We start from the raw sequence: 20188 nt of genomic DNA on the forward strand, positions 1-20188 counted from the left end.
TGCAAAAAACGGTTCAAATTCCTTTTTTTCTACCACTCCCACAAGTTGTTTTCCCATTCGAGCAAATCGTATTCAAATTCCAGGGAGTTCAGAAAAGCCTGCAACTGCGCATTGGGATTATTTGGATCAATCATGTCGACGATAAGTGCGTTATCCGGGTTGGTGTATTTTCTTACCACCGATCGGAACAACCGCAGATCAAAGGCCTGGCTGTAAGGAAGGTGTTTGGATGTATTTTGGAAATTTAGCCACTGCCCCTTCTCCATATCATCAAAATACTCGTAAAAATCCTTGAATCGAATAAAAGCGATGGACTTTTGACCAGCTCCAGAATTGGTTTCGGAGGGCATGACCAACTCCAGGTATTTAACATCAAATTTTACCTCCGACCGGTGCTTGTCAAATACAAAGTCCTCCCGAAAATCCAGGTAATAGATGTCCTTTACAAACGTGCTATCTCCGTTTTCAGCCGTGAGAAAATTCGTTTGGAACTCACTAATAGAAAGCGGCTGTGTAAACTCTTCGTCCGCAAAAATTTCGAATGCATTTTCGTTTACGATGGCATTGTAGATGTTCATCATGATGCCATCCGATTTAAGTCCACCGGTTCCATAAAGGGGTAGGTTGAACTTTTCCCGAAGGTCAATCCTTCTCCATACTCCCACTTGGTACATTTTATCGTCCTCCCGAATAGGAAGTACAGAAAAGACCGTGTCCATCTCAAACTCGGTATCGCCCAGATCCATATTCGGATTTTGGGTATTGGTGTTTTGAGAAAATGCCGGCAGGGCCAACAAGCTTAGCGCCAGGCAAAACAGCCAATTCGTCAGGGATGATTTTATCGATACAATCATGGTTTCTCTCTCATTTAATTCTACAACGCTCCAAACGAGGACTTATTACCTGATCGGAATGGAAAAGACTTCGTTAACGGTACTTGTAATTTTATTTCCTCTAAAATTGGTTCGGGTTACTTCCCTGGCAATTATCACCAGTCGATCTCCACCCTGCGCCTGTGCCAGCAAATTCCTGACCGCTACATTTTGTCCGGTAATGTTTACGCTTTCTCTGGGCACATCGTTTCTAACCAATCGAACCTCCCCTGCAGTCACCTCAAAATTAGCATCTCTGGACATGGTCCGACCAAATGTTGGCTCCGGTATCGCTCGTATTTGCAAGTTGGTCAAGCCATTGGCAGGAGTGGGATTCTGTAAATCAATTTGGGTGTCCCCGTTAAACGGACGGATCGTGGGTGCCGGTACCGGCTTAATATCGTACTCTACGGTACCAATGCGATTGCCTCCACTGGAAACCGTAATGTTTACCGTCCCTGAAGCAGCCGGAATTACCGTCACGTCGGAAGGCCGGGAACCCTTGATGGCCTGACCGCCGGCGACCGAGAACTCCGGGGCATAGGAATTCCCAAGTGCAGGCACTTCGATCACCAAATCGTTGGCGCATTCTGCATACAGCTGGTTTACAACCTCCGAGCTAACTTTGATGACCGGCTGGGCCACAAAATAGTCGTAATCGATGGTAAACACACTGTCCTGCCCACCTATGGGCACGACGATTTCCCCTCTAAGCGTCCGGGGTGCAAGACCCCGGTCATCGTAATTCGACGCAGGAGCTACTGGGAATGCAATTTTACCAAATCCGGCCTCTACGGGTATCTCACGGCCATCAGCCGTCATCTTTAATTCCGTAGAGGATGAAGAAGAAGCCAAAAACATTTCTGCTTCGAACGTGGTCCCTGCGGCCACCACATTGGAATTTGCGGCAACGCGCGCCTTTAAATTGTCTGCTTCAAAGATAAACGAGCCCAAAGAATTGGTGATCGCGTTGAGGGCTTCGCTTTCTATATTGAGGACTTCATTCTGGTGCTGGCTAATAATGGCCAGGACCGCTCCTATGGGAGATTTTACGTAATTCAGATTTACATAGTCTTTATAACTGACGTCGACATCGTTTTTAAACAGGTCGATCTCATTGGCGTCCTTGGCGATCTTCTCAAAAGAAACCGGGATGTTCAGATCGGCCAGCATCTGAGTTAGATCCTCCGGGTATTCGTTGAGCTTTTCCTGCATTTCGTACCCCAGGCGATTATTATTAAAAATATTGCCGGGTATGTCTACGTTCTTCAGCGCCGAGGTCTTGAAGTTTCCCTCATCGTCAATCGCGTTTGATTCCTCGATTAACCGTGCTTTGGCCTCCTCCAGATACTGGTAAAGCTCCGAACTCTTCTCTCGTATTTGCTGCGCTACTTCCACCTTTGGGACGTCCACCGGGTTGTTGCCCTGCTGTTCCACGGTAGAGGAAATGATATTTACAGAAAACTGATTTTTCTTGATGAAATTCGTCGATGTTCGCTCCAAACCGTCATTGATCAGAATAAACTTCTGAAGGATTTGGTTACTTACCTGTAGTGCCAATAAAGCAGTAAGAACCAGGTACATCATCCCGATCATTTTCTGCCTTGGTGTTTCTTTACCACCCGCCATAAGCTATAGTATGTTTTCTAAGATTAAAATAAGTAAGAACTGCTCATTCAACGAAACTATCCTTTCATTGCTGAAAGCATACCGCCATACACCTTGTTTAGGGAGTTGACATTTTGGTTCAGTTTCGCCAGTTCGGTTTTAAAAGTTTCTGTTTCTTTGCCGGCCTCGGCAATGCCTTCCATGGCAGCAGTGACGTTTGAATAAAACTTGCTGATGGTCTTGGCATGCATGTTGGAATCTTTCAATTCCTCTTCGTACACGTTATTCAATGCCGAAAGACTGCGGGTTACGTTGAGAATTTGATCCCGGTAAGCTTTGGCATCTTCTGACGCAGAGGACATTTCTGCCAGTGCAGTAGCCGTTTTGCTGTAGGAGCTGTTGATATCAACCAACGACTTCGAGGCTTTTTTCACGTTTTCAGCGTATTCGTTGGTAGCCACCGTTGCGTCCGTAAGCGTGCCCAATTTTTCCGTTGTACTGGCCAGGTTTTGCATGCCCTTACCCAAGCTTTCGAGTAATTCCGGACCAATCTTCGCTTTTTCAAGCAGTTGATCCATTTTCTGAGCAGTTTGGTCGGAACTGACACGTGCAACCTTCGCGGCAGCTCCGCCAGTATCTTTACCGGCTAGTTCCGGATAAACTTTGGTCCAGTCCAATTCTTCGCTCTTTGGCTCGAAAGCAGATAAAAAGAAAATCAATGCTTCGGTAGTCAGGCCGACGCCAATCATGAGAGAGGCGAATGGCCAATCCAAGATCTTAAACATGGCTCCCAAAATTACTACTGCAGCGCCAATACCATAAATCTTAGGCATGATCGAACCGTAAAACTTATAAGCGAAGGTGTTATTTTCTGTTGACATAATTTTTAAAAAACGTTAAGTAAGGAATTTTTTCAGGTATTCGGTAAATGAGCTAATTTATCGTCTGCTACGTTTGTTGGATTTCACGTCCATGGTACCGGAGCGCCCAATATACGTCATGGCCGTACGGAACCCAATGTGCGCAGTCTGCACGTATTGGTATTCGTAGTTCCTGGCGCTGGTTTCCAAAAAGTGCGCCACGTCCTTCCAGGAACCTCCGCGAACTACCTTTCTGGTTTCTGTAGAATCCTTAAAGGTAGGGTTCATATCCCAGATCAGCGCGTTGGCAGCCGGATTGTAGGCGTCCTCTACCCATTCCGATACGTTGCCTGCCATGTTGTACAATCCAAAACCATTCGGAGCAAAGGCGTCTACCGGCGCGGTGTAAGCAAAACCATCGTCGATGTAATTTCCCCTTCCGGGTTTGAAATTTGCCATCAGGCAACCCCGTCTGTTTTTCAGGTACGGCCCGCCCCAAGGGTATTTGGCAATCTCTTTTCCTCCTTTGGCTGCGTATTCCCATTCCGCCTCAAATGGCAATCGGAATTTGGGCGTGTCAAATTCGGATTCATCGTTCGCATTCATGTGGTAGGATTTCCACTCACAGTATTGCTTGGCCTGATCCCAACTAATTCCGACCACTGGGTAGTCATCAAAAGCGGGGTGATCAAAGTAATACTCCATCAGGGGATCCCCATAATGATGCGTAAAGCTAGTGGACCATACCGTTGTGTCAGGAAGCAATTCCTCCAGCACAAACTCAGGCGGATCTGCCTGTGTGGTAGGGGTTCCGAGTGCCAGGTCTCCCATACGCACCGCATCCAAAAACTGGCGGTACTTATTATTGGACACCTCGTACTTATCCATAAAAAACTCGGATATGGTAACTTGCTTATTCATGGAGGACCGACTCAGTGCGATGTCTTCGTCCGATTGCCCCATCCAAAAAGTCCCGGCCTTTACCGGTGCCATTTCAAAAGGCAAAGCCTGTTGCCAACCGGAACGCTTCGGAACGCCGGTAACCTCACCTCTTCGATTGAGTTTTTCACTTGCCGTCCCTTTGTTTCCAAAAAGTCCACAACCCTGAAGTAATGTCATTATTACCAGGCCCGAAATCAGGGTGAAAAAGCGCTGATTCATTTTTTTAAGCATAAATGACATTAAATTAACTACATTCATTTTCAACCATTTAAACAAATAACCAATTCGAAATTTAACAGATTTTATCAGAAAAACACAAGGATTTTTTCAATTATGTTTTAACTAATCGAACCGAAATCTTGGTGTCCGCTGAATCACCCTGTCTAATTGTTTCGAAACCTGAGGTAAATTATAGGTCAACATAAACTCGTGAGAGGTGGGGGATTTTGCTTCCAATCCACCAACTACCAAGTCGAATGCGTAACCCAACCTGAGGGAATTATCTCTTAACAGACTGTATCCCAGCAACACGGAAGCAGACTCCTCACCTCTGTAAGCCAATCCCAAACTTATTTTTTTATTATACGTGCCTATAACGCTGACATCATACGAAAAATTATTCAGCGATACGGATTTTAGCAATACACTAGGTTCAACTGAAAATTGGGCAAAAGTGTTTATACGGTATCCGGCAAGGATGTAATGGTGGTTTTCCAGTCGATTTGCCAGGTTTCCGTCCCCAAAATCAAAACCCGGCTCGTTCAGATTTCTGCTGCTAACGGCAAAATAATAACTTCCCCGATCGTACATCAGCCCAACGGTCACATTGGGGTTGCCCTGATTTTCATCACCGGCAGAAGGTACAGTGGGGTCCGGATTTACCGGAAAAAACTCATCGTAGCGAATGGTACTTGAAAAAAATCCACCCGAAGCCCCCATGCTCAATACTCCCCGGCCCAGCGTCAGGTGATACGCCAGAGACAGGTTGACTTCCTGATTCGTAAATGGGCCGATGGCGTCGTTTATCGCTATCAGGCCAAACCCGATAGGGATTTTTTTGAAGCGGCCCGAAGCGGACAGTAGCTGGGTAGTAGGTGCTCCACCTGCACCGGTACTGGTGCTGTAATCAAGCCATTGGGTACGATGCATGGCAGAAATCCGGTATCCAGCCTCTTTGCCGGCGAACGCGGGGTTGTAAAACATACCATTGTACATGTACTGCGTAAACTGCGCGTCCTGCTGCGCAACGGCATTGGGCCGAAGGCTAAGGATTGCAGCTAAAAAAAACACACAGCATGTCAGGTAGTTTTTTGTGGTCATGTGTAAAAGACATTTTGCAATTGGAAACCTATTCTACACATTTAAACTGACTTTACCTGAAAAAAGATTAAAAGAAATCAGATTTTATTCGCTTTTTTTATATACAGTTCCAGTGCCCCGGTCATGCTTGGGGCATTTGGGAGCGGCGCCTCAATGTCCAGAATCAGGTCCATCTCCTTTACCGCCTGCGCAGTAGTGGGGCCGAAAGCAGCAATACGCGTCTTACCCTGCTCAAAATCCGGAAAATTCTGGAACAGCGATTTGATACCCGAAGGACTGTAAAATGCCAAAATATCGTATTTTATATCCTTCAAATCCGATAAATCAGCAGCTACCGTATGATAAATGATGGCTTCGGTGAAATCTATGCCGTTCTTGCTTAAAAAGTCGGGAATGTCTTCTTTTCGAATATCGGAACAGGGAAACAGGTATTTTTCTGATTTGTGCTTTTTGAAAAAGTCAAACAGGTCAGCAGCGGTGCGGTTTCCGACAAACAACTTGCGCTTTCGTATGACTATGTATTTCTGGAGGTAGTGGGCCGTTTGTTCCGAGATGCAAAAATACTTCATGTCTGCCGGCATCTCGATCTTCAACTCCTGACAAATGCCAAAAAAATGATCAATCGCATTCCTACTGGTGAAAATTACAGCCGTGTGTTTTAAAATCTCAATTTTTTGCTTTCTGAAGTCCTTGATGGTTACCGGTTCCACCTGAATGAACGGCCTGAAATCAATTTTGATCTTGTATTTTTCAGCCAACTGAAAATAGGGCGAACGTTCGTCCGAGGGTTTTGGCTGCGAAACCAAAATACTTCTTACCCGGTTTAATCTGTCTTTTGTTGATTGCGTCATTTTCGTATTTTTTCCTTTACCCTAGGAGCAATTTACAAATCACCAAAAAGGGGATCAATTCAGAGGTGCAAAGGTAAGAAAATAAATGATAATTATTAAAACCATTTTTTTTGTAAAGCCAGATAGTCAAACCGATAATTCCTAAGGTATAAAGCCCAAAGAACGAATAATATAAGGCCTCCAAATAAATCCCATCCGGGATCAACTCATTAGCATACAAAACAACCGTCACTGCCAAAACAACCAACAACCCAAAACCGCTAACCTTTAGCAAATAAAAAAAATGAGGTAGTGCTACCCGCTCCAAATCAAAAATAAACGTATTTATCGCCAACCACATAAACTTAAAAAAGGTCAGCAACGTAGCCACCAAACTAATAACCAACCAGAGCAATACCATCGTTTCCACGTCTTGGTCAAAGGCGAGCACCGTCAGTTCAACCCCAAATAGATGCATCCCCAAAAGTGCCATCAACCCTACACCCAGATTGACAACGATCAAGTAAAACAAAAGCTCGGCGGAATAAACCTTCGAAAAACCAACCGACTCCCACAAATCCTCGAAGGAGAAAATGCCCGCCGGATTCCAGAAAACGCCAAAGATGGTAGGAAATAACAGGCGAAAAAGTGCAATAAAAAACAGCAGCACCAACACGGCTAAAAAAAAGAAATCCTTTACCCTGTCTGTTTGTCGTGTACTTATCGCTCCGGCTTGCGTGACCGCTTCTGAAAGATCCGAAACGAAAAATCCTTTTTTTACCGAAAAATCATCTTGCTCTATACCCTTTTTCCGCGCGGTGAGTTTCACTTTCCCCTCCGCACCTGCCTGGGATAACAGTGCCTCGTTGCTCAAAAATACCAGGGTATCTTTTTCCGGAAGTATCCATAAATTGTCTCCAATAAAAAGGCCCGCACCTCTGGGAACGACGATGCGCCAGGAGGCGGCAGCAAACTGCTTCGTGTCTACCCATACATGCATCGATTCGGTACCTGCCAGCCAGCCCCCCTCCTGCTCCTGTATTTCGGGATCGTAATTAATCAACACCTGCGCACGACCAGTCTCCGCAAAAAATATCCCGAAAAAAAGGGCAAGCGCTCCCAAAAATAATCGATAGTTTCTCTTCATTAAAAACGACTGGTAAACCCAAAATGAACCCGCGAATAGGCCACTGTCATCGGCTGATTGGCAGCCTGACCCAACGCATAAACGAAAGTAAAGATCCCCCCGCTGGTTTCCAAACTTAATCCGCCACCGAGGGCTATTGGCCATTCCTTCGCCTGGCCCGATACGCGGTTTTCCAGCATGCCAATGTCCGAAAACAACAGAAAATAGGATTCGTTGCCTATGTAATACCTCGGTTCCACCGTCAGGTACGCATACCTGCTTGCGTAAAAGAAATTTTCATTAAACCCACGAATACTTTTCAGCCCACCCAGCCGAAATAAATCGTTTAGGAACAAATTGCTATTGTACATGTCTCCTGCATCGAGGGACAATTTGGTGCTGAGCGATTGATTCCATCGAAAATACCGTTGTAGATTGCCCCGCACGTAGTATTGAAGGGTATTTTGCTGTGCCTCCTCGTACAGTTCCTGTGGGAGGCCGGTATTTTCTACCAGGCGCTTATTTCCTATGCCCAAACGAAGCAAACCCCTCCACCCACTTCTCGGCATGAGTATATCGTCCAGATCGCTAAAATCTACAGTAGCACCGTAATTGGTATACCGGTAATCAGCGATTTCAGGCAGCTCACTGGCATCGCTGTACCTGCTTACATCCAACAAATCCCCAGCCTGCCGTTTACCAAAGAATGTGAGGTACGTTTTGGCCGCCAGTTGATACCCAACGTGCAGCTCAAACTCGCGGTTTAAAAACGTGGTATCCTCTTTCAGAAAGGCAAAGGATATGCCCAAGTCGAGTTGAGAGCCGAATAGAAAAGGCTCCCGACCTGCCACCCGTAGGTTTTGGGAATATTGGCTAAGCCGCTGCCAATTCAGGGAATAATCCCTGCCTTTTCCAGAAACATTCGCCAGGTGAACATCAAACTGTCCGGTTACCAACCATTTGTTGGCTTCGATCTCGTTTGGAAGCAAGCCAATTATCCCATCCAGCCGATTGATCTTCCGGTCGTTCACCGGCAAATAAACGGTCGCTTCCTCATTTTGAAAGGACAATTCCGGAGCCCCGTCCAGACGGAGATAGGGAGTGTTTCGGACTGCGTCCAAAGCTTGGTCTACCCGTTTTTGAGAGAAGGGCTCTCCAGGGGCCATTCGCAGCTTTCGAGACAGAAACAGTGGTTGGGTCCGGGAATCTCCCGTAATCCGCAGCGTATCAAACGAGATCCAGGGTCCTTTGTCTACCTGTAATCCGGCTGCTACCTGATCCTGACTAAGCCGAACACTGTCTAATGATACGGCTATAAAAGGATATCCTGTATTTTGACCGCGATAAAGTATTTCGTCTATAATGGACCGCAACTCACGAAACCGAAACGGCTTGCCCTGAGTCGGAAACCCCATCCGGGAAGACGACGGTAGCATCCAGGGCTCCAGATTGCCCCTGCCCAGATACAGCCATGTGTACTGCGGTCCCGCATTCAGAAAAAGGCTTGCTTTCTTTTCCCCAAAAAACTGCAGGGAATCCTCCACGTCTAAAAAACCTTCCCATTGAAGAGAATCAATTAGTTTTCTTGAAAAACGATACACTGCCAGGCTATCGGGCAGCTCGTATGTTTCCCGAATGGTGTCCGATCCCTCCGCTGCAATGGCTACGCTTAGCTGGTAAGCGGTCGTTTGCGCCTTGCCAAAAACGGCAAGTCCCACTAGAGCCCAGCTAAAAATGAGTAGCCGAAAGCTTCTTACCAAACACCTCTTACCTTCATCGGAAAGGTATAAACCGCATCCATCGCCGTTATAAATAACGTTTTTCTGTCGCCCGCACCAAAACATACATTTGCCGTCCAATTTGCCTCGATCGGAATGTGCCCGATCTGATCGCCCTTACTATTAAAAATGGTTACGCCTTTTCCTGTTAGGTAGACATTGCCACGGTGGTCAAGGGTCATACCATCCGAGCCCATTTCCACAAACAATTTCCGATTGGTGAGGTATCCATCCTCCTCAATATCGTACACATAGGTTTTATTATCCCCGATATCCGCGACGTAAAGTTTTTTTCCGTCCGGTGTACCCACTAGCCCGTTGGGCTTTACCAGATTTTCATCCACCCGAAAAAACTGCAACCCATCGGCACTCAGGTAATACAAATGCTGCCCGTCTTGCTGCATTTCCGGATCCCTGTCCCAATACTTCCTGGCATATAGTGGATCCGTCAGGTAGATTCCTCCCCGGGGATTGATCCACAGGTCATTCGGGCCATTTAGTTTTTTTCCTTTAAAATTCTCAAGAAGCACTTCGTGATTGCCCTCCTTATCAAACGACCACAGCTCGTTTTCCTCGTCCGCGCAAGCGATCAGGTCCCCCTGCAGGTTAAAGTAAAGGCCATTTGACCTTCCCGAGTTTTCCGAAAAAACCGAGATCTCCCCGGTCGAAAATTTCCATTTGTATATCTTGTTGTTCGGCTGATCGGTAAAAAACACGTTGCCTTCACGATCCACCGCGGGTCCCTCCGTAAAGGCATAGCCTTCTCCCACCTTAGTTACCTGGGCATCTTTGGGGACCAAACTTTTTTTTATGTCTACCTGGGCCAGCGATTGCAAGGCAGCTAGCAGCAGGAAAATCGTCGAATACAGGGCTATTTTTGAGGGGGTCGTCGTCATCGTAATTGGGATTGAATGATAAATTTTATCCAAAAATAAGCCATTTATCAACAAAAACTAAAACCTGATCGCAAGAATCTTTAGCTTTGCAGATCGGTCTCGGAACGAAAGGATCTACTTAGTCAGGATCCCAGGATCCGCCTTGGGAGGAGCCCGGACGAATGCCAATACCCTGTACAAACCCCTTGAGCCAATGGCTGGTATTTACGTTCACATTCCCTTTTGCCTGCAAGCCTGCCATTATTGTGACTTCCACTTCAGTACCAACCTGAAAAATACGTCTGACATGGTGGATGCAATCTGCCGGGAACTGGTCCTCAGAAAATCGTATCTACCCGCAGGCAGTCTCATTGAAACGCTCTATTTCGGAGGGGGAACGCCCTCTATTTTGCCCACCGAAGCCATCCAGAAAATCTGGAAAACGGTGCAGGAAAATTTCGACTGCCAACTTCAGGAAGTAACGCTGGAAGCCAATCCGGATGATCTGGAAGAAGAGAAACTTGACGCCTACCTGAAGATGGGTATCGATCGCCTTAGTATTGGGATACAAAGTTTCAACGAAGAGGTGTTGCGCTTCTACAATCGCTCGCACAGCGCTGCCGAATCCCTTACCGCATTGCAAAAAGCCAGAAAGGCCGGATTCAAAAGCCTTTCCATGGACTTGATTTATGGCTTCCCCCAACCCAATCATGCGATCTGGAAGCAGGACCTGGCCCAAGCCCTGCACGAAGCGCCGAATCATATCAGCGCCTATTGCCTGACGGTAGAGCCAAAGACTGCGCTTGGGGTTTGGGAAAAAAAAGGAAAATTCAATGCAGCCTCGGAGAATTTTCAGGCAGAACAGTTTGAAATCCTCCAGCAGACGCTTTCTGCGAAAGGCTATGTGGCCTATGAAATTTCCAACTTTGCCAAAGAAGGTGCTTTTTCCCTGCATAATAGCAACTATTGGAAAGGGGTGCCCTACCTGGGCCTGGGACCTGCTGCCCACTCGTTTGACGGCAGGAACAGGGGATACAACATTGCCAGCAATCCCCGCTACCTGCGGCATTTACAAGCGGGCCAACTCCCCTTTTCGGAAACGAAGCTGTCACGAGAGGACCGCATCAACGAGTACCTGCTGACCTCCTTACGGACCATTTGGGGGGTGCAGCCAGACTATCTGAAAAAAAAATACGATTGGGACCTGCTCACCGAGCGAAAAGTGATCCTGGAAGACTTACGATCCCGGGGAATGATCCACCAACAAAGCGACCGGGTCACACTGACCGAGTCTGGAAAATTACTAGCAGATTACCTGGCAGCAAAGTTATTTTTGTAAGGGTTTCCCCGTATCTTTATCCCATGAAAAAGTATCCTTCAGGAAACCAACGAAACAACCATACCGCTCCACTAAAAGAGGTCTTCGAAGAATTGTTGGAGGCCTACCGCCTCAAGGATACTTTTTCGGAAAAAACCGTCATTCAGGAATGGGAACAGCTCATGGGCAAAACCGTAGCTTCCCGAACCCAGCATCTTTCCATCCGCCAAAAAGTACTGTATGCCAAAATCAGCTCCGGGCCGCTAAAAAAAGAGATGATGCTCAACAAATCAAAAATCCTGCAGCTGATCGAGAGCAAATACGGCAAAGGTGTCGTCAATGACGTGGCTTTTCTGTAAGCAGGTAAGGTTAAATTCCCCCGTGGAATGCCGAACGGAAATGGATTTCCGGTAAAACTATCCCCAGATCCGGAAAGTTTTACCGGAATTTTACCAATACGATGACTTTATCCCTACATCCATTCTCCATCCACTTTTCGGCGAATACCGAGCGGATTGGCTTCCTGCAATGCTTTGGGCAAAAGCGCTTGCGGCATGTCCTGATAGGCGACCGGTCTGACAAAGCGCTTGATAGCATGCACCCCCACCGAGGTACTCCGGCTATCCGTGGTGGATGGGAAGGGTCCTCCATGCTGCATGGCATGCCCAACTTCTACGCCCGTCGGAACTCCCTTAAACAATAATCGACCACATTTTTCCTCCAGCAGATTCAAAAAAGCACCGCTTCTTTTCAATTCATTCGGCATGCCCCAAACAGTACAGGTGAGCTGCCCTTTGAGCTGCTGCGCGAGGGCGATCAGGTCTGCCTCGGACTCGTAGACCACCATGATTCCAAACGGACCAAAGACTTCCTCCTGGAAGGCATCCTCCTGCAACCAATCCGAAGCCGATACTTTGGCCAGCGCTGCATTTCCGGTCAATAACTCACCCGGTTCCGATGCCAGTAGCCATTCGATTTCCCGGGCATGAGACAAGGTCTCCAGGGCCTGGTAGTAATTGTGGCAGATGCCTTCGTGAAGCATGGGCGCAGCAGCCGACTGCTTCAGCTGGCTTACTACTGCCTTGGAAAAGGCCTGCTCGGTTGATTTGGGAATAAAAATAAGGCCTGGGTTGGTACAAAATTGCCCCACACCCAGCGTAAGGGAGCCTGCATAGGCAGCTGCTGTCGCTTCAACCTGTTCGGAAAGGTAACTTTCAAACACAAAAATCGGATTCACACTTCCCATTTCTGCAAAAACAGGTATGGGCTGCTCACAGGCATTGCAGGCATCAAACAGCGCTTTCCCACCACGAAAGGATCCAGTAAAAGCTACCGCCTTTGCCAGGGGATGGGTAGCCAGCAGTTGTCCCGTTTCTATTCCCCCCTCGATGTGTTGGAAGGTGCCTTTGGGTAGGCCACTTGTGCGCACCGCATTCTTTATAGCCTCGGCCACCATGCGGGAGGTTTCCGGATGCGCCGGATGCGCCTTGTAGAGGACCGGGCAACCTGCCGCTAAAGCAGAGACCGTATCTCCTCCCGCCGTGGAGAAAGCCAGCGGGAAATTACTGGCACCAAATACCACGACAGGACCCAAGGGCCGCAACATACGGCGAATGTCCGGTTTGGGTGCCGGCTTTCGCTCCGGGTCTGCTTGATCGATGGTGGCCTCTACCCAACTTCCCTCTGCCACTACCTGCGAAAAAAGCCGGATTTGACCAAGGGTACGGCCCAACTCGCCTGTGATTCTTCCCTCTGGCAAATGGGATTCCCGGGCAGCTGTCGGTATCAGTTCCTCGCGAATCCCATCAATTTGACCGGCCATCTCTTCCAGAAAACCAGCTATCTTATCCTTATCCATTGATTTTAGCAGCAAAAATGCCTGCTGGGCATCCTGAAAATTAACGGTTACTTGATCCATTTTTGTTGTACGGGTTTATGTGGTTTAAAAAAAGTCGCTGCTGCCCGGCCTGGGGTCGGGTGCATTGATCAGGTCAAGTTACAGGTTATTCGTGGCAGAAACAAAAAAACCCGGAGAATACCCCTCTCCCCGACCAGCGAGCCCGCTTCCCTTTTCGTTGAATTGCCATTCCCTTGAAAATACGGGTGGGTATTGATAAATTTGCTGGTAAAACCGTATAACCCAAACCACAAGCCTCCTAACCACTCCCGCTCCATGAATTCCCAGCTTTCCCTACCGGATAACTCCCTTCGCCTGATCAACCATTTTGAACCAGGCGATGTTGGAGGCATTATCGCACTGCATGGCAAGCACTACTACAAGGAGTTTGGTTTTGGATTGGGCTTCGAAAAATACGTTGCCCGGACCTTTGCCGAATTTGTTAGCCAATTTCAAGAAGGCAAGGACCAGGTCTGGATAGCGAAAGCCGGAGAAGATATCAAAGGATGCATCGCGTTGGTTCACCGGGATGCCCAAACGGCCCAACTTCGGTATTTTATCACCCGTCCGGACTACCGGGGAAGAGGCTTGGGAAAGCAACTCTTTCAGTTATGCATGGACCATATCTGCATGCGCGGCTACTCACGGGCGTATTTATGGACAAGTGCCAACCTTACCACGGCTGCCGGCTTGTACCGAAAGGCGGGATTCCAAAAGACCGAGGAAAGGCATTCCAGTAGTTTTGGTGTCCCCATGGTGGAACAAAAATACATCTGGGAGGCAACCCGACGGTAACCCAGCCTGCGGTAATGGAAAAGCTTTTCTAGCTGTTGGCGGATACCAAACGAGAGCGACGCATGCTGCGTGACCGCCCTGCCTGGACAACTGATTCCGAAGCAGTAGCTACGTACGCCCCGCACACAGACCGAACAGAATTTCCCGCATTTTGCGGGCAACCAGAATCCAGCAACCATACCTAAAACCACCTAATTATTATTTTTTCAATGTAACCACGTGAGCCATAGAAAATTCGGTTTTTTAAAGCAATAACTAAAACAAATTTTTAGTCTTCAAAAAAAGCGCCAAAAGGCTCAACTTTTCTTGAAATAATTTTCACCGTCAATCTTTTTTCTCTATAATTAGGCGCTTAAGACATAACAACGGAAAAAAATGTGTTTGAGTGGTAAATTGGTGTTGGTTGTTTATCTCCGTTGTGCAATCGATTCCATAAGGCGAGTGAACGGCTTGGTTAGATTGGCTATAATTTCCTCTCGACCACTGTTCGTTTGCATTCAATACCACCTGTATCGATGGTTACTACGTAAAAGAAAAGGTCGGCTGCCTATGAAACACCTAATAAGTCCGTAATTAACTTTGATAATTACAGATCCAATTAATTAAACTCAAAATTTATTATGAAAAAAAATCTACCAAATTGCCATGGGCTGGTATCCAAATCATCCCTTGCGGCAATCCTGTTTGCCCTGTTTACAGGGGGGCTGATCGCCGCTCCAAATGGGCCTGACGGGAATCTAACGAACACCGAAAAGATGCCGCTATTGGCATCCAATGAAAATCTGGATGCTTTCCGATCGAACGCTCCCTTTGATGTGACCGTCACCGATTCAAACGGGGAACCCATCCCAGGGGCCACCGTATCCGTTCCGGGTACCTCCATCGGTACCGCTACCGATATCGACGGACAGTATAGCATTACCGTACCCGAGGGGTCCTCTCTTGTGTTTTCCTTTATTGGGTTTGAAAGCCAAACCATCGAAGTAAACAATCAATCCACCATCGACGTCACCCTTTCCGAAAGCGCTCAGGCACTAGACGAAGTGGTCGTAATTGGTTACGGTACGCAACAAAAGAAAGACCTGACCGGTGCCGTGGTAAACGTGCAGGCGGAAGAGGTGATGAAGTACAAGCCCACCAGTGTGTCGGAGATTTTGCGAACCACCGTCCCCGGTCTGAGTGTGGGGTATGCCACCAACGCCCGAAACGTACCGGATTTTGAAGTTCGGGGTGACAATTCGATGAAGGCTAATTCCAATGACGAACGAGCTGCCAACCGACCTTTGATCGTATTGGACGGGGTCATTTTCCAGGGAGACCTGGCAGAAATCAATCCAAATACCATTGAAAGCGTGGACGTATTGAAGGATGCCAGTGCGGCAGCCGTATACGGATCACAGGCCACAAATGGTGTGGTGATTTTCACCACCAAAAAAGGTCAATACGGCAAGCCACAAATAACGTTTAGCTCCCGCGTTGGATTGGTCACCGGAGCCAGAAGACAGCAAACCTATCAGGGCGAGGCAGTATTGGACTGGTTGACGGACATGAACGAAACCATTACCAATACCATTACCGAACCCTGGACACGTTTCCGGGATTTTAACGACATTGATCCGCAGTACCAGGACGACTGGTTGGCGGCAAATGGGATCCCTGGAGAGACCGATCCGGAAGTCATCCGCATGACCCGAATCAATAACTTTGGTTTTTGGGACAACGAAGTAGAAAATTACCGAAACGGAGTTACCTACGACTGGCAGGATTTCTTGTTCCACACCGGTGTGCGACAGGATTACGACCTGGGTGTTTCGGGTAGAACCGACAGGGTTGCCTACTATTTCTCACTGGGCTACAGCGACCGGGAATCCGTACGATTGGGCGAATCCTTTCAGGCAATCACTTCTCGCCTGAATCTGGATGTCAACCTGGGCGAGCGTTTGAGCGTGGGTACCAACACGCAGTTCACCTTTATAGACGAAGGACAGGAATTCATCGGTAACGGAGGATACCGGGTGTATTCCGTGTACGATCAGCCCTGGGCAAACGGAGCCCCCAGAACGCGGGAAAACCTGAATGACCAGGCAGCGGGATCGAATATCTCCAACCCTTATCAGGGTCCCTCCTGGAATACGCGCCTTCATAATCAAATTATGATCAACCCCACGCTCTATGCACAGCTTGAGCTTCCCTTCGGTTTTAGCCTACGCCAGGATTACACGCCCCGTTTTTCCATACGTAAGCGCTTCGATCTGGACGAGCGTGGCAATCCCCAACGGGCGGTAGATGAGGCCGAAAGAAGGTACAACGAGTCCTTCCGCTGGCAGTCCAATACCATCCTGAACTGGAACAAGGAATTTGGCGAACACCGCCTGGGCTTCACCGGCTTGTACAACACCGAAAGAAACCAAAGCTGGGAAACGCGTGCCATGACCAACAACTTCTCGCCCACCGCGAGCCTTGGCTTCCATGCGATGCAATTGGGCCTGAACCCCACCATGTCCTCCTACGACGAGGTAAACTCCCGAACCGGCCTAATGGGTCGTGTGACGTATGCATACGGAGATAGGTATAATTTCTCCGCTTCCATCAGACGGGATGGCTTTTCCCGATTTGGGGTAAACAACCTGCTGGGTAATTTCCCATCCCTATCCGCTGCCTGGACAATCTCCAACGAGGACTTTATGCAAAACACGGGCATTCTTAGCTATCTCAAAGTGCGAGCGAGCTACGGTGTGAACGGGAACAGTAGTGGATTGGAAGACTACAATGCCTATGCGCGATTGAATAGTAACCTCTACCTGAATTACGATGGAGGCTATTTCGCTGCCCCTCGTACCGAGATTACGCGTATCGCGAATCCCTTTTTGTCTTGGGAACGAAATGCTTCCTTTAACATAGGCATCGACTACGGGTTCTTTAACGACCGGGTCAGCGGTTCCTTGGATATTTACCAATCCGAGACCAGGGATTTGTTACTGGATCAAAAGTTACCCGAACTGACCGGTTTTGGTTCCGTGAAAACCAATGTAGGAAACCTGCAAAATCGGGGATTTGATCTGGGAATCCGTTCCATCAACGTGACACGAAGCAATTTCACCTGGACCAGTAACTTCAACGTCACCTATGCGATTAACAAGATTACCACCCTAGGTAATGCTCCGATTCCCATGACCGATGCGCAGGGTAATACCGTCATGCGAGAGCCCGACGACTTGCAAAACGGCTGGTTTATTGGGGAAAACAAAGACATTATCTGGGATTGGGATCTGGACGGCGTCTACCAAATGGACGAAGCCGATGAAGCCGCGGAGTACGGATTGTTCCCCGGTGACTTCCGATTCGTCGATCAGGATAACGATGGAGACATCGATATTGACGACCGAGTTTTTCTTGGACTAACCGACAATCCCTGGTACATCACTTTCCGAAACGATTTCGAATGGAAAAATTTCGACCTGGGGCTGGTATTTCTCGGTAAATTCGGCTGGAAAGGCGGAACACAAGAGCCGTTTAACAATTCCCAGCAGTACATCAAAAACAAAAACTGGTATACCATTCCTTACTGGACGCCGCTTAACGGTGAAAACAATTTCGCCCGAATCAACTCCATCAACCTGGGAGGCGGAAACGTATGGTTAAACCGAGACTATGTACGTTTGCAAAACGTATCGGTAGGATACAGTGTTCCACCCAGTTTGCTGGAAAAAATCAATGGAACGCGGCTACGACTGGCGCTAAACATTGAGAATGCGGCCGTCTTCACCCCCTGGCACCGAAGCCTGGGTGATCCCGAATCGGCTCGGGAAATGCCTCGAACGTACTCCTTTAGTTTAGATTTCACGTTCTAAGCGCAGCGTGGAGGAAATTAACTATAAACCAGAAACGATTTAACAATGAAGAATTTAAAAATATTCAAAGGAATAGGCCTTTCACTACTTCTCCTTGGCTCGGTATCCTGTCAGGAGGATTTTTTGGAAGAACAACCCTTGTCCTTCCTTAGTCCAGAAAACACCTTCGTGGATGCGGCCGGATTGCAAACCGCACTCGATGCTGCTCTGCATGGGGTGATGACGCAATGGAACGGGGATACCCGTGAACTGATGTTCAATAGCAACATGAGCGATGCCTCGGTCGTATCGGCAACGGATAAGCCCGATGCGTTCGTAGACCTGCGTACCTATGCCACCCCTACGAATTCGCGGAACAACGATGCGGGTCGTGCGCGCTCCTTTTACGCAGATAACTACAACCACATCAAAAAGGCGAATACGGTAATCGATTACATCGACGTGCCGGAATGGCCGGATGGAGCAAACGATGCGGAGAGAAACCACTTGCTGGGATCGGCCTATTTTCTACGTGCCTTCTTTTACATGCAACTGACCATGGATTTTGGTAACGTGGCCTTTCCATTGAGCGTGGTATCCGAAGCCCGAAGGGATTTTAAGGTATTCCACATGCAAGGAATCTGGGATCAGATGATCACCGACCTGGAATATGCGGTTCAGCATGTCAAACCAAAAAGCCAACTACCGATTGGACAGGCTCCCAAGGATGCCGTTCGTATCTTGCTGGCTAAGTACTACATGCTAAACGAGCGCTTTGCCGATGCCGAGCGCCTAATGGACGACGTGATCAACGGGGGAGAATCCCAGTTGTTCACCGATGATATGATCCCCTCCGGTGTCACCGAGGTAGAAGTAGCGAATACCAATAATCCGAATACCGGTAACCCGCTTCCAGGCAGGTCCGGATTTGCACCGGTGGACGCCGTTAACTACCTCCACATGGACCAGGGAGCACAGAAAACTTCCAATCCGGAAGGAATCTGGCTGGTAGTAAACGAACCGTTCATCTTGGGAACACAAGGAAGATCCGCCCGGATTCGCGCCTGGGGTCCCAACTTCGTTAGTACCAACCTGGGCGTTTGGGAGCCTGGCACCACACGGATCGGGACAGATGTACAGCAGTCCACCTCCGATGCACGGGGACGCATGATGAAAAAATGGGGTCGTGGTCAGGGATTTGCCCGTCCGACCAACTATTCCCAGTATGAAATCTGGAACTTCAAAGGAGAGGTTGACGAACAAGACTACCGACACAAGGACCTGAACTGGTTTGAAATGGAGGACGTATTGTACGACAACCCTTCACTTCTGGACGATGGAAGTCCCTATTACATGCAGCCACTGCGCTTGTACGACGAAAACGGCAACCTGACCTGCCAAGACACCATTCGCTGCTGGTTCGGTTATCCTCGGTACAAGTTCTACTCGGTTAATCAGGAGTCTCGGCCCGACCGACAGGACGGGGGTAAGATGGACATGTACATCATGCGGATTGCAGAGGCCTATTTGGTACGTGCCGAAGCACGTTTCTGGCAGGACAACCTGGCCGGAGCGGCGGAAGACATCAATACGATTCGCCAGCGTGCCAATGCCATCCACATGTACACCATTGCCGATATGCAAACCGAAGGTATCGGAGCCGTTTTGGACGAGCGTAACCGGGAACTGTTTGGCGAGGAATACCGTCACGACGAACTGGTACGAATCTCCATCATCCTGGCAAAAACCGGAAAGATGGCCTACAATGGCAAGACGTACTCCATCAGTGGAAACAACATCGAAGAGGCCATCTCTGCCAATAGCTTCTACTACGATCGTATGATGGAGAAAAACAATTTCTTCCGGGAAGAGGTGCCTTGGGCGACTTACAATACCACCAGATACACCATGGATCCGCACCACGTGTTCTGGCCAGTCTATCAGCCCTACCTTGTAGGAAACGTGGAAGCCACCCTGAATCAAACAACCGGATACAACGGAGCCGAAAATAACATCGAACCATTGACTCACGTGGTTCAGCCAGCCGGCGCTCCCAACGAAGACCCCATGCGGGCCATCGGAGAGTAATGCCGATTATATAAAAAATTCACCCGGAAGCAGTAGCAGTCGGGTGAAT

15 protein-coding genes are annotated in these 20188 nt (G+C 48.2%); 5 read left to right on the forward strand and 10 right to left on the reverse strand.

The window, feature by feature from the left end; translation table 11 throughout:
- Positions 1-29: 29 nt before the first annotated feature.
- The 9 genes from porN to GCU44_RS03760 all read right to left on the reverse strand — a co-directional run bounded on the left by porN (position 30) and on the right by GCU44_RS03760 (position 10232).
- Positions 30-854 (reverse strand): type IX secretion system ring subunit PorN/GldN, encoded by an 825-nt coding sequence (gene porN, locus GCU44_RS03720; RefSeq protein ID WP_154853937.1) that lies wholly within the window; start codon positions 852-854, stop codon positions 30-32.
- A 45-nt stretch (positions 855-899) separates the two neighbouring features.
- Entirely contained in the window at positions 900-2501 is a 1602-nt protein-coding gene (gene porM / locus GCU44_RS03725; RefSeq protein ID WP_154853939.1) for a type IX secretion system motor protein PorM/GldM, read from the reverse strand.
- A 56-nt stretch (positions 2502-2557) separates the two neighbouring features.
- Positions 2558-3361 (reverse strand): type IX secretion system motor protein PorL/GldL, encoded by an 804-nt coding sequence (porL, locus tag GCU44_RS03730; RefSeq protein ID WP_174238227.1) that lies wholly within the window; start codon positions 3359-3361, stop codon positions 2558-2560.
- A 57-nt stretch (positions 3362-3418) separates the two neighbouring features.
- On the reverse strand, positions 3419-4513 hold the full coding sequence (gene porK, locus GCU44_RS03735; protein WP_154853942.1) for a T9SS ring complex lipoprotein PorK/GldK: 1095 nt from the start codon (positions 4511-4513) through the stop codon (positions 3419-3421).
- Between the two features lie 111 nt (positions 4514-4624).
- Positions 4625-5602, reverse strand: a complete 978-nt coding sequence (locus GCU44_RS03740; protein WP_154853945.1) for a PorP/SprF family type IX secretion system membrane protein — start codon at positions 5600-5602, stop codon at positions 4625-4627.
- Positions 5603-5679: 77 nt separating this feature from the next.
- On the reverse strand, positions 5680-6453 hold the full coding sequence (locus tag GCU44_RS03745; RefSeq protein WP_092173395.1) for a uroporphyrinogen-III synthase: 774 nt from the start codon (positions 6451-6453) through the stop codon (positions 5680-5682).
- 16 nt (positions 6454-6469) lie between these two features.
- Entirely contained in the window at positions 6470-7579 is a 1110-nt protein-coding gene (locus GCU44_RS03750) for a DUF4271 domain-containing protein (RefSeq protein ID WP_154853948.1), read from the reverse strand.
- Complete coding sequence (locus tag GCU44_RS03755; protein ID WP_241684828.1) at positions 7579-9318, reverse strand: BamA/TamA family outer membrane protein; 1740 nt, start codon at positions 9316-9318, stop codon at positions 7579-7581. Before GCU44_RS03755 ends, GCU44_RS03750 begins: the two co-directional genes overlap by 1 nt.
- Positions 9312-10232: an SMP-30/gluconolactonase/LRE family protein gene (locus GCU44_RS03760; RefSeq protein ID WP_154853955.1), complete on the reverse strand. Its 921-nt coding sequence runs from the start codon at positions 10230-10232 to the stop codon at positions 9312-9314. Before GCU44_RS03760 ends, GCU44_RS03755 begins: the two co-directional genes overlap by 7 nt.
- Before the next feature lie 193 nt (positions 10233-10425).
- Between GCU44_RS03760 and hemW the strand changes: the two genes are divergently transcribed.
- Positions 10426-11550: a radical SAM family heme chaperone HemW gene (gene hemW, locus GCU44_RS03765; protein ID WP_154853957.1), complete on the forward strand. Its 1125-nt coding sequence runs from the start codon at positions 10426-10428 to the stop codon at positions 11548-11550.
- Between the two features lie 23 nt (positions 11551-11573).
- On the forward strand, positions 11574-11888 hold the full coding sequence (locus GCU44_RS03770) for a DUF721 domain-containing protein (RefSeq protein ID WP_092173384.1): 315 nt from the start codon (positions 11574-11576) through the stop codon (positions 11886-11888).
- Positions 11889-12001: 113 nt separating this feature from the next.
- Here GCU44_RS03770 and GCU44_RS03775 read toward each other — a convergent pair whose 3' ends face one another.
- On the reverse strand, positions 12002-13447 hold the full coding sequence (locus GCU44_RS03775) for an aldehyde dehydrogenase (NADP(+)) (protein ID WP_154853960.1): 1446 nt from the start codon (positions 13445-13447) through the stop codon (positions 12002-12004).
- A gap of 255 nt (positions 13448-13702) precedes the next feature.
- Between GCU44_RS03775 and GCU44_RS03780 the strand changes: the two genes are divergently transcribed.
- From GCU44_RS03780 to GCU44_RS03790, 3 genes are all read left to right on the forward strand, one after another.
- Positions 13703-14221 carry a GNAT family N-acetyltransferase gene (locus GCU44_RS03780; RefSeq protein WP_154853963.1) on the forward strand — a complete coding sequence of 173 codons (519 nt, stop codon included), beginning with the start codon at positions 13703-13705 and terminating at the stop codon, positions 14219-14221.
- A gap of 620 nt (positions 14222-14841) precedes the next feature.
- Complete coding sequence (locus GCU44_RS03785; RefSeq protein WP_154853966.1) at positions 14842-18072, forward strand: SusC/RagA family TonB-linked outer membrane protein; 3231 nt, start codon at positions 14842-14844, stop codon at positions 18070-18072.
- Between the two features lie 45 nt (positions 18073-18117).
- Positions 18118-20139 (forward strand): RagB/SusD family nutrient uptake outer membrane protein, encoded by a 2022-nt coding sequence (locus GCU44_RS03790; protein WP_154853969.1) that lies wholly within the window; start codon positions 18118-18120, stop codon positions 20137-20139.
- Positions 20140-20188: the final 49 nt, after the last annotated feature.

Origin of the sequence: Cyclobacterium xiamenense, from assembly GCF_009467825.1 — a bacterium.
Classification (GTDB): domain Bacteria; phylum Bacteroidota; class Bacteroidia; order Cytophagales; family Cyclobacteriaceae; genus Cyclobacterium; species Cyclobacterium xiamenense.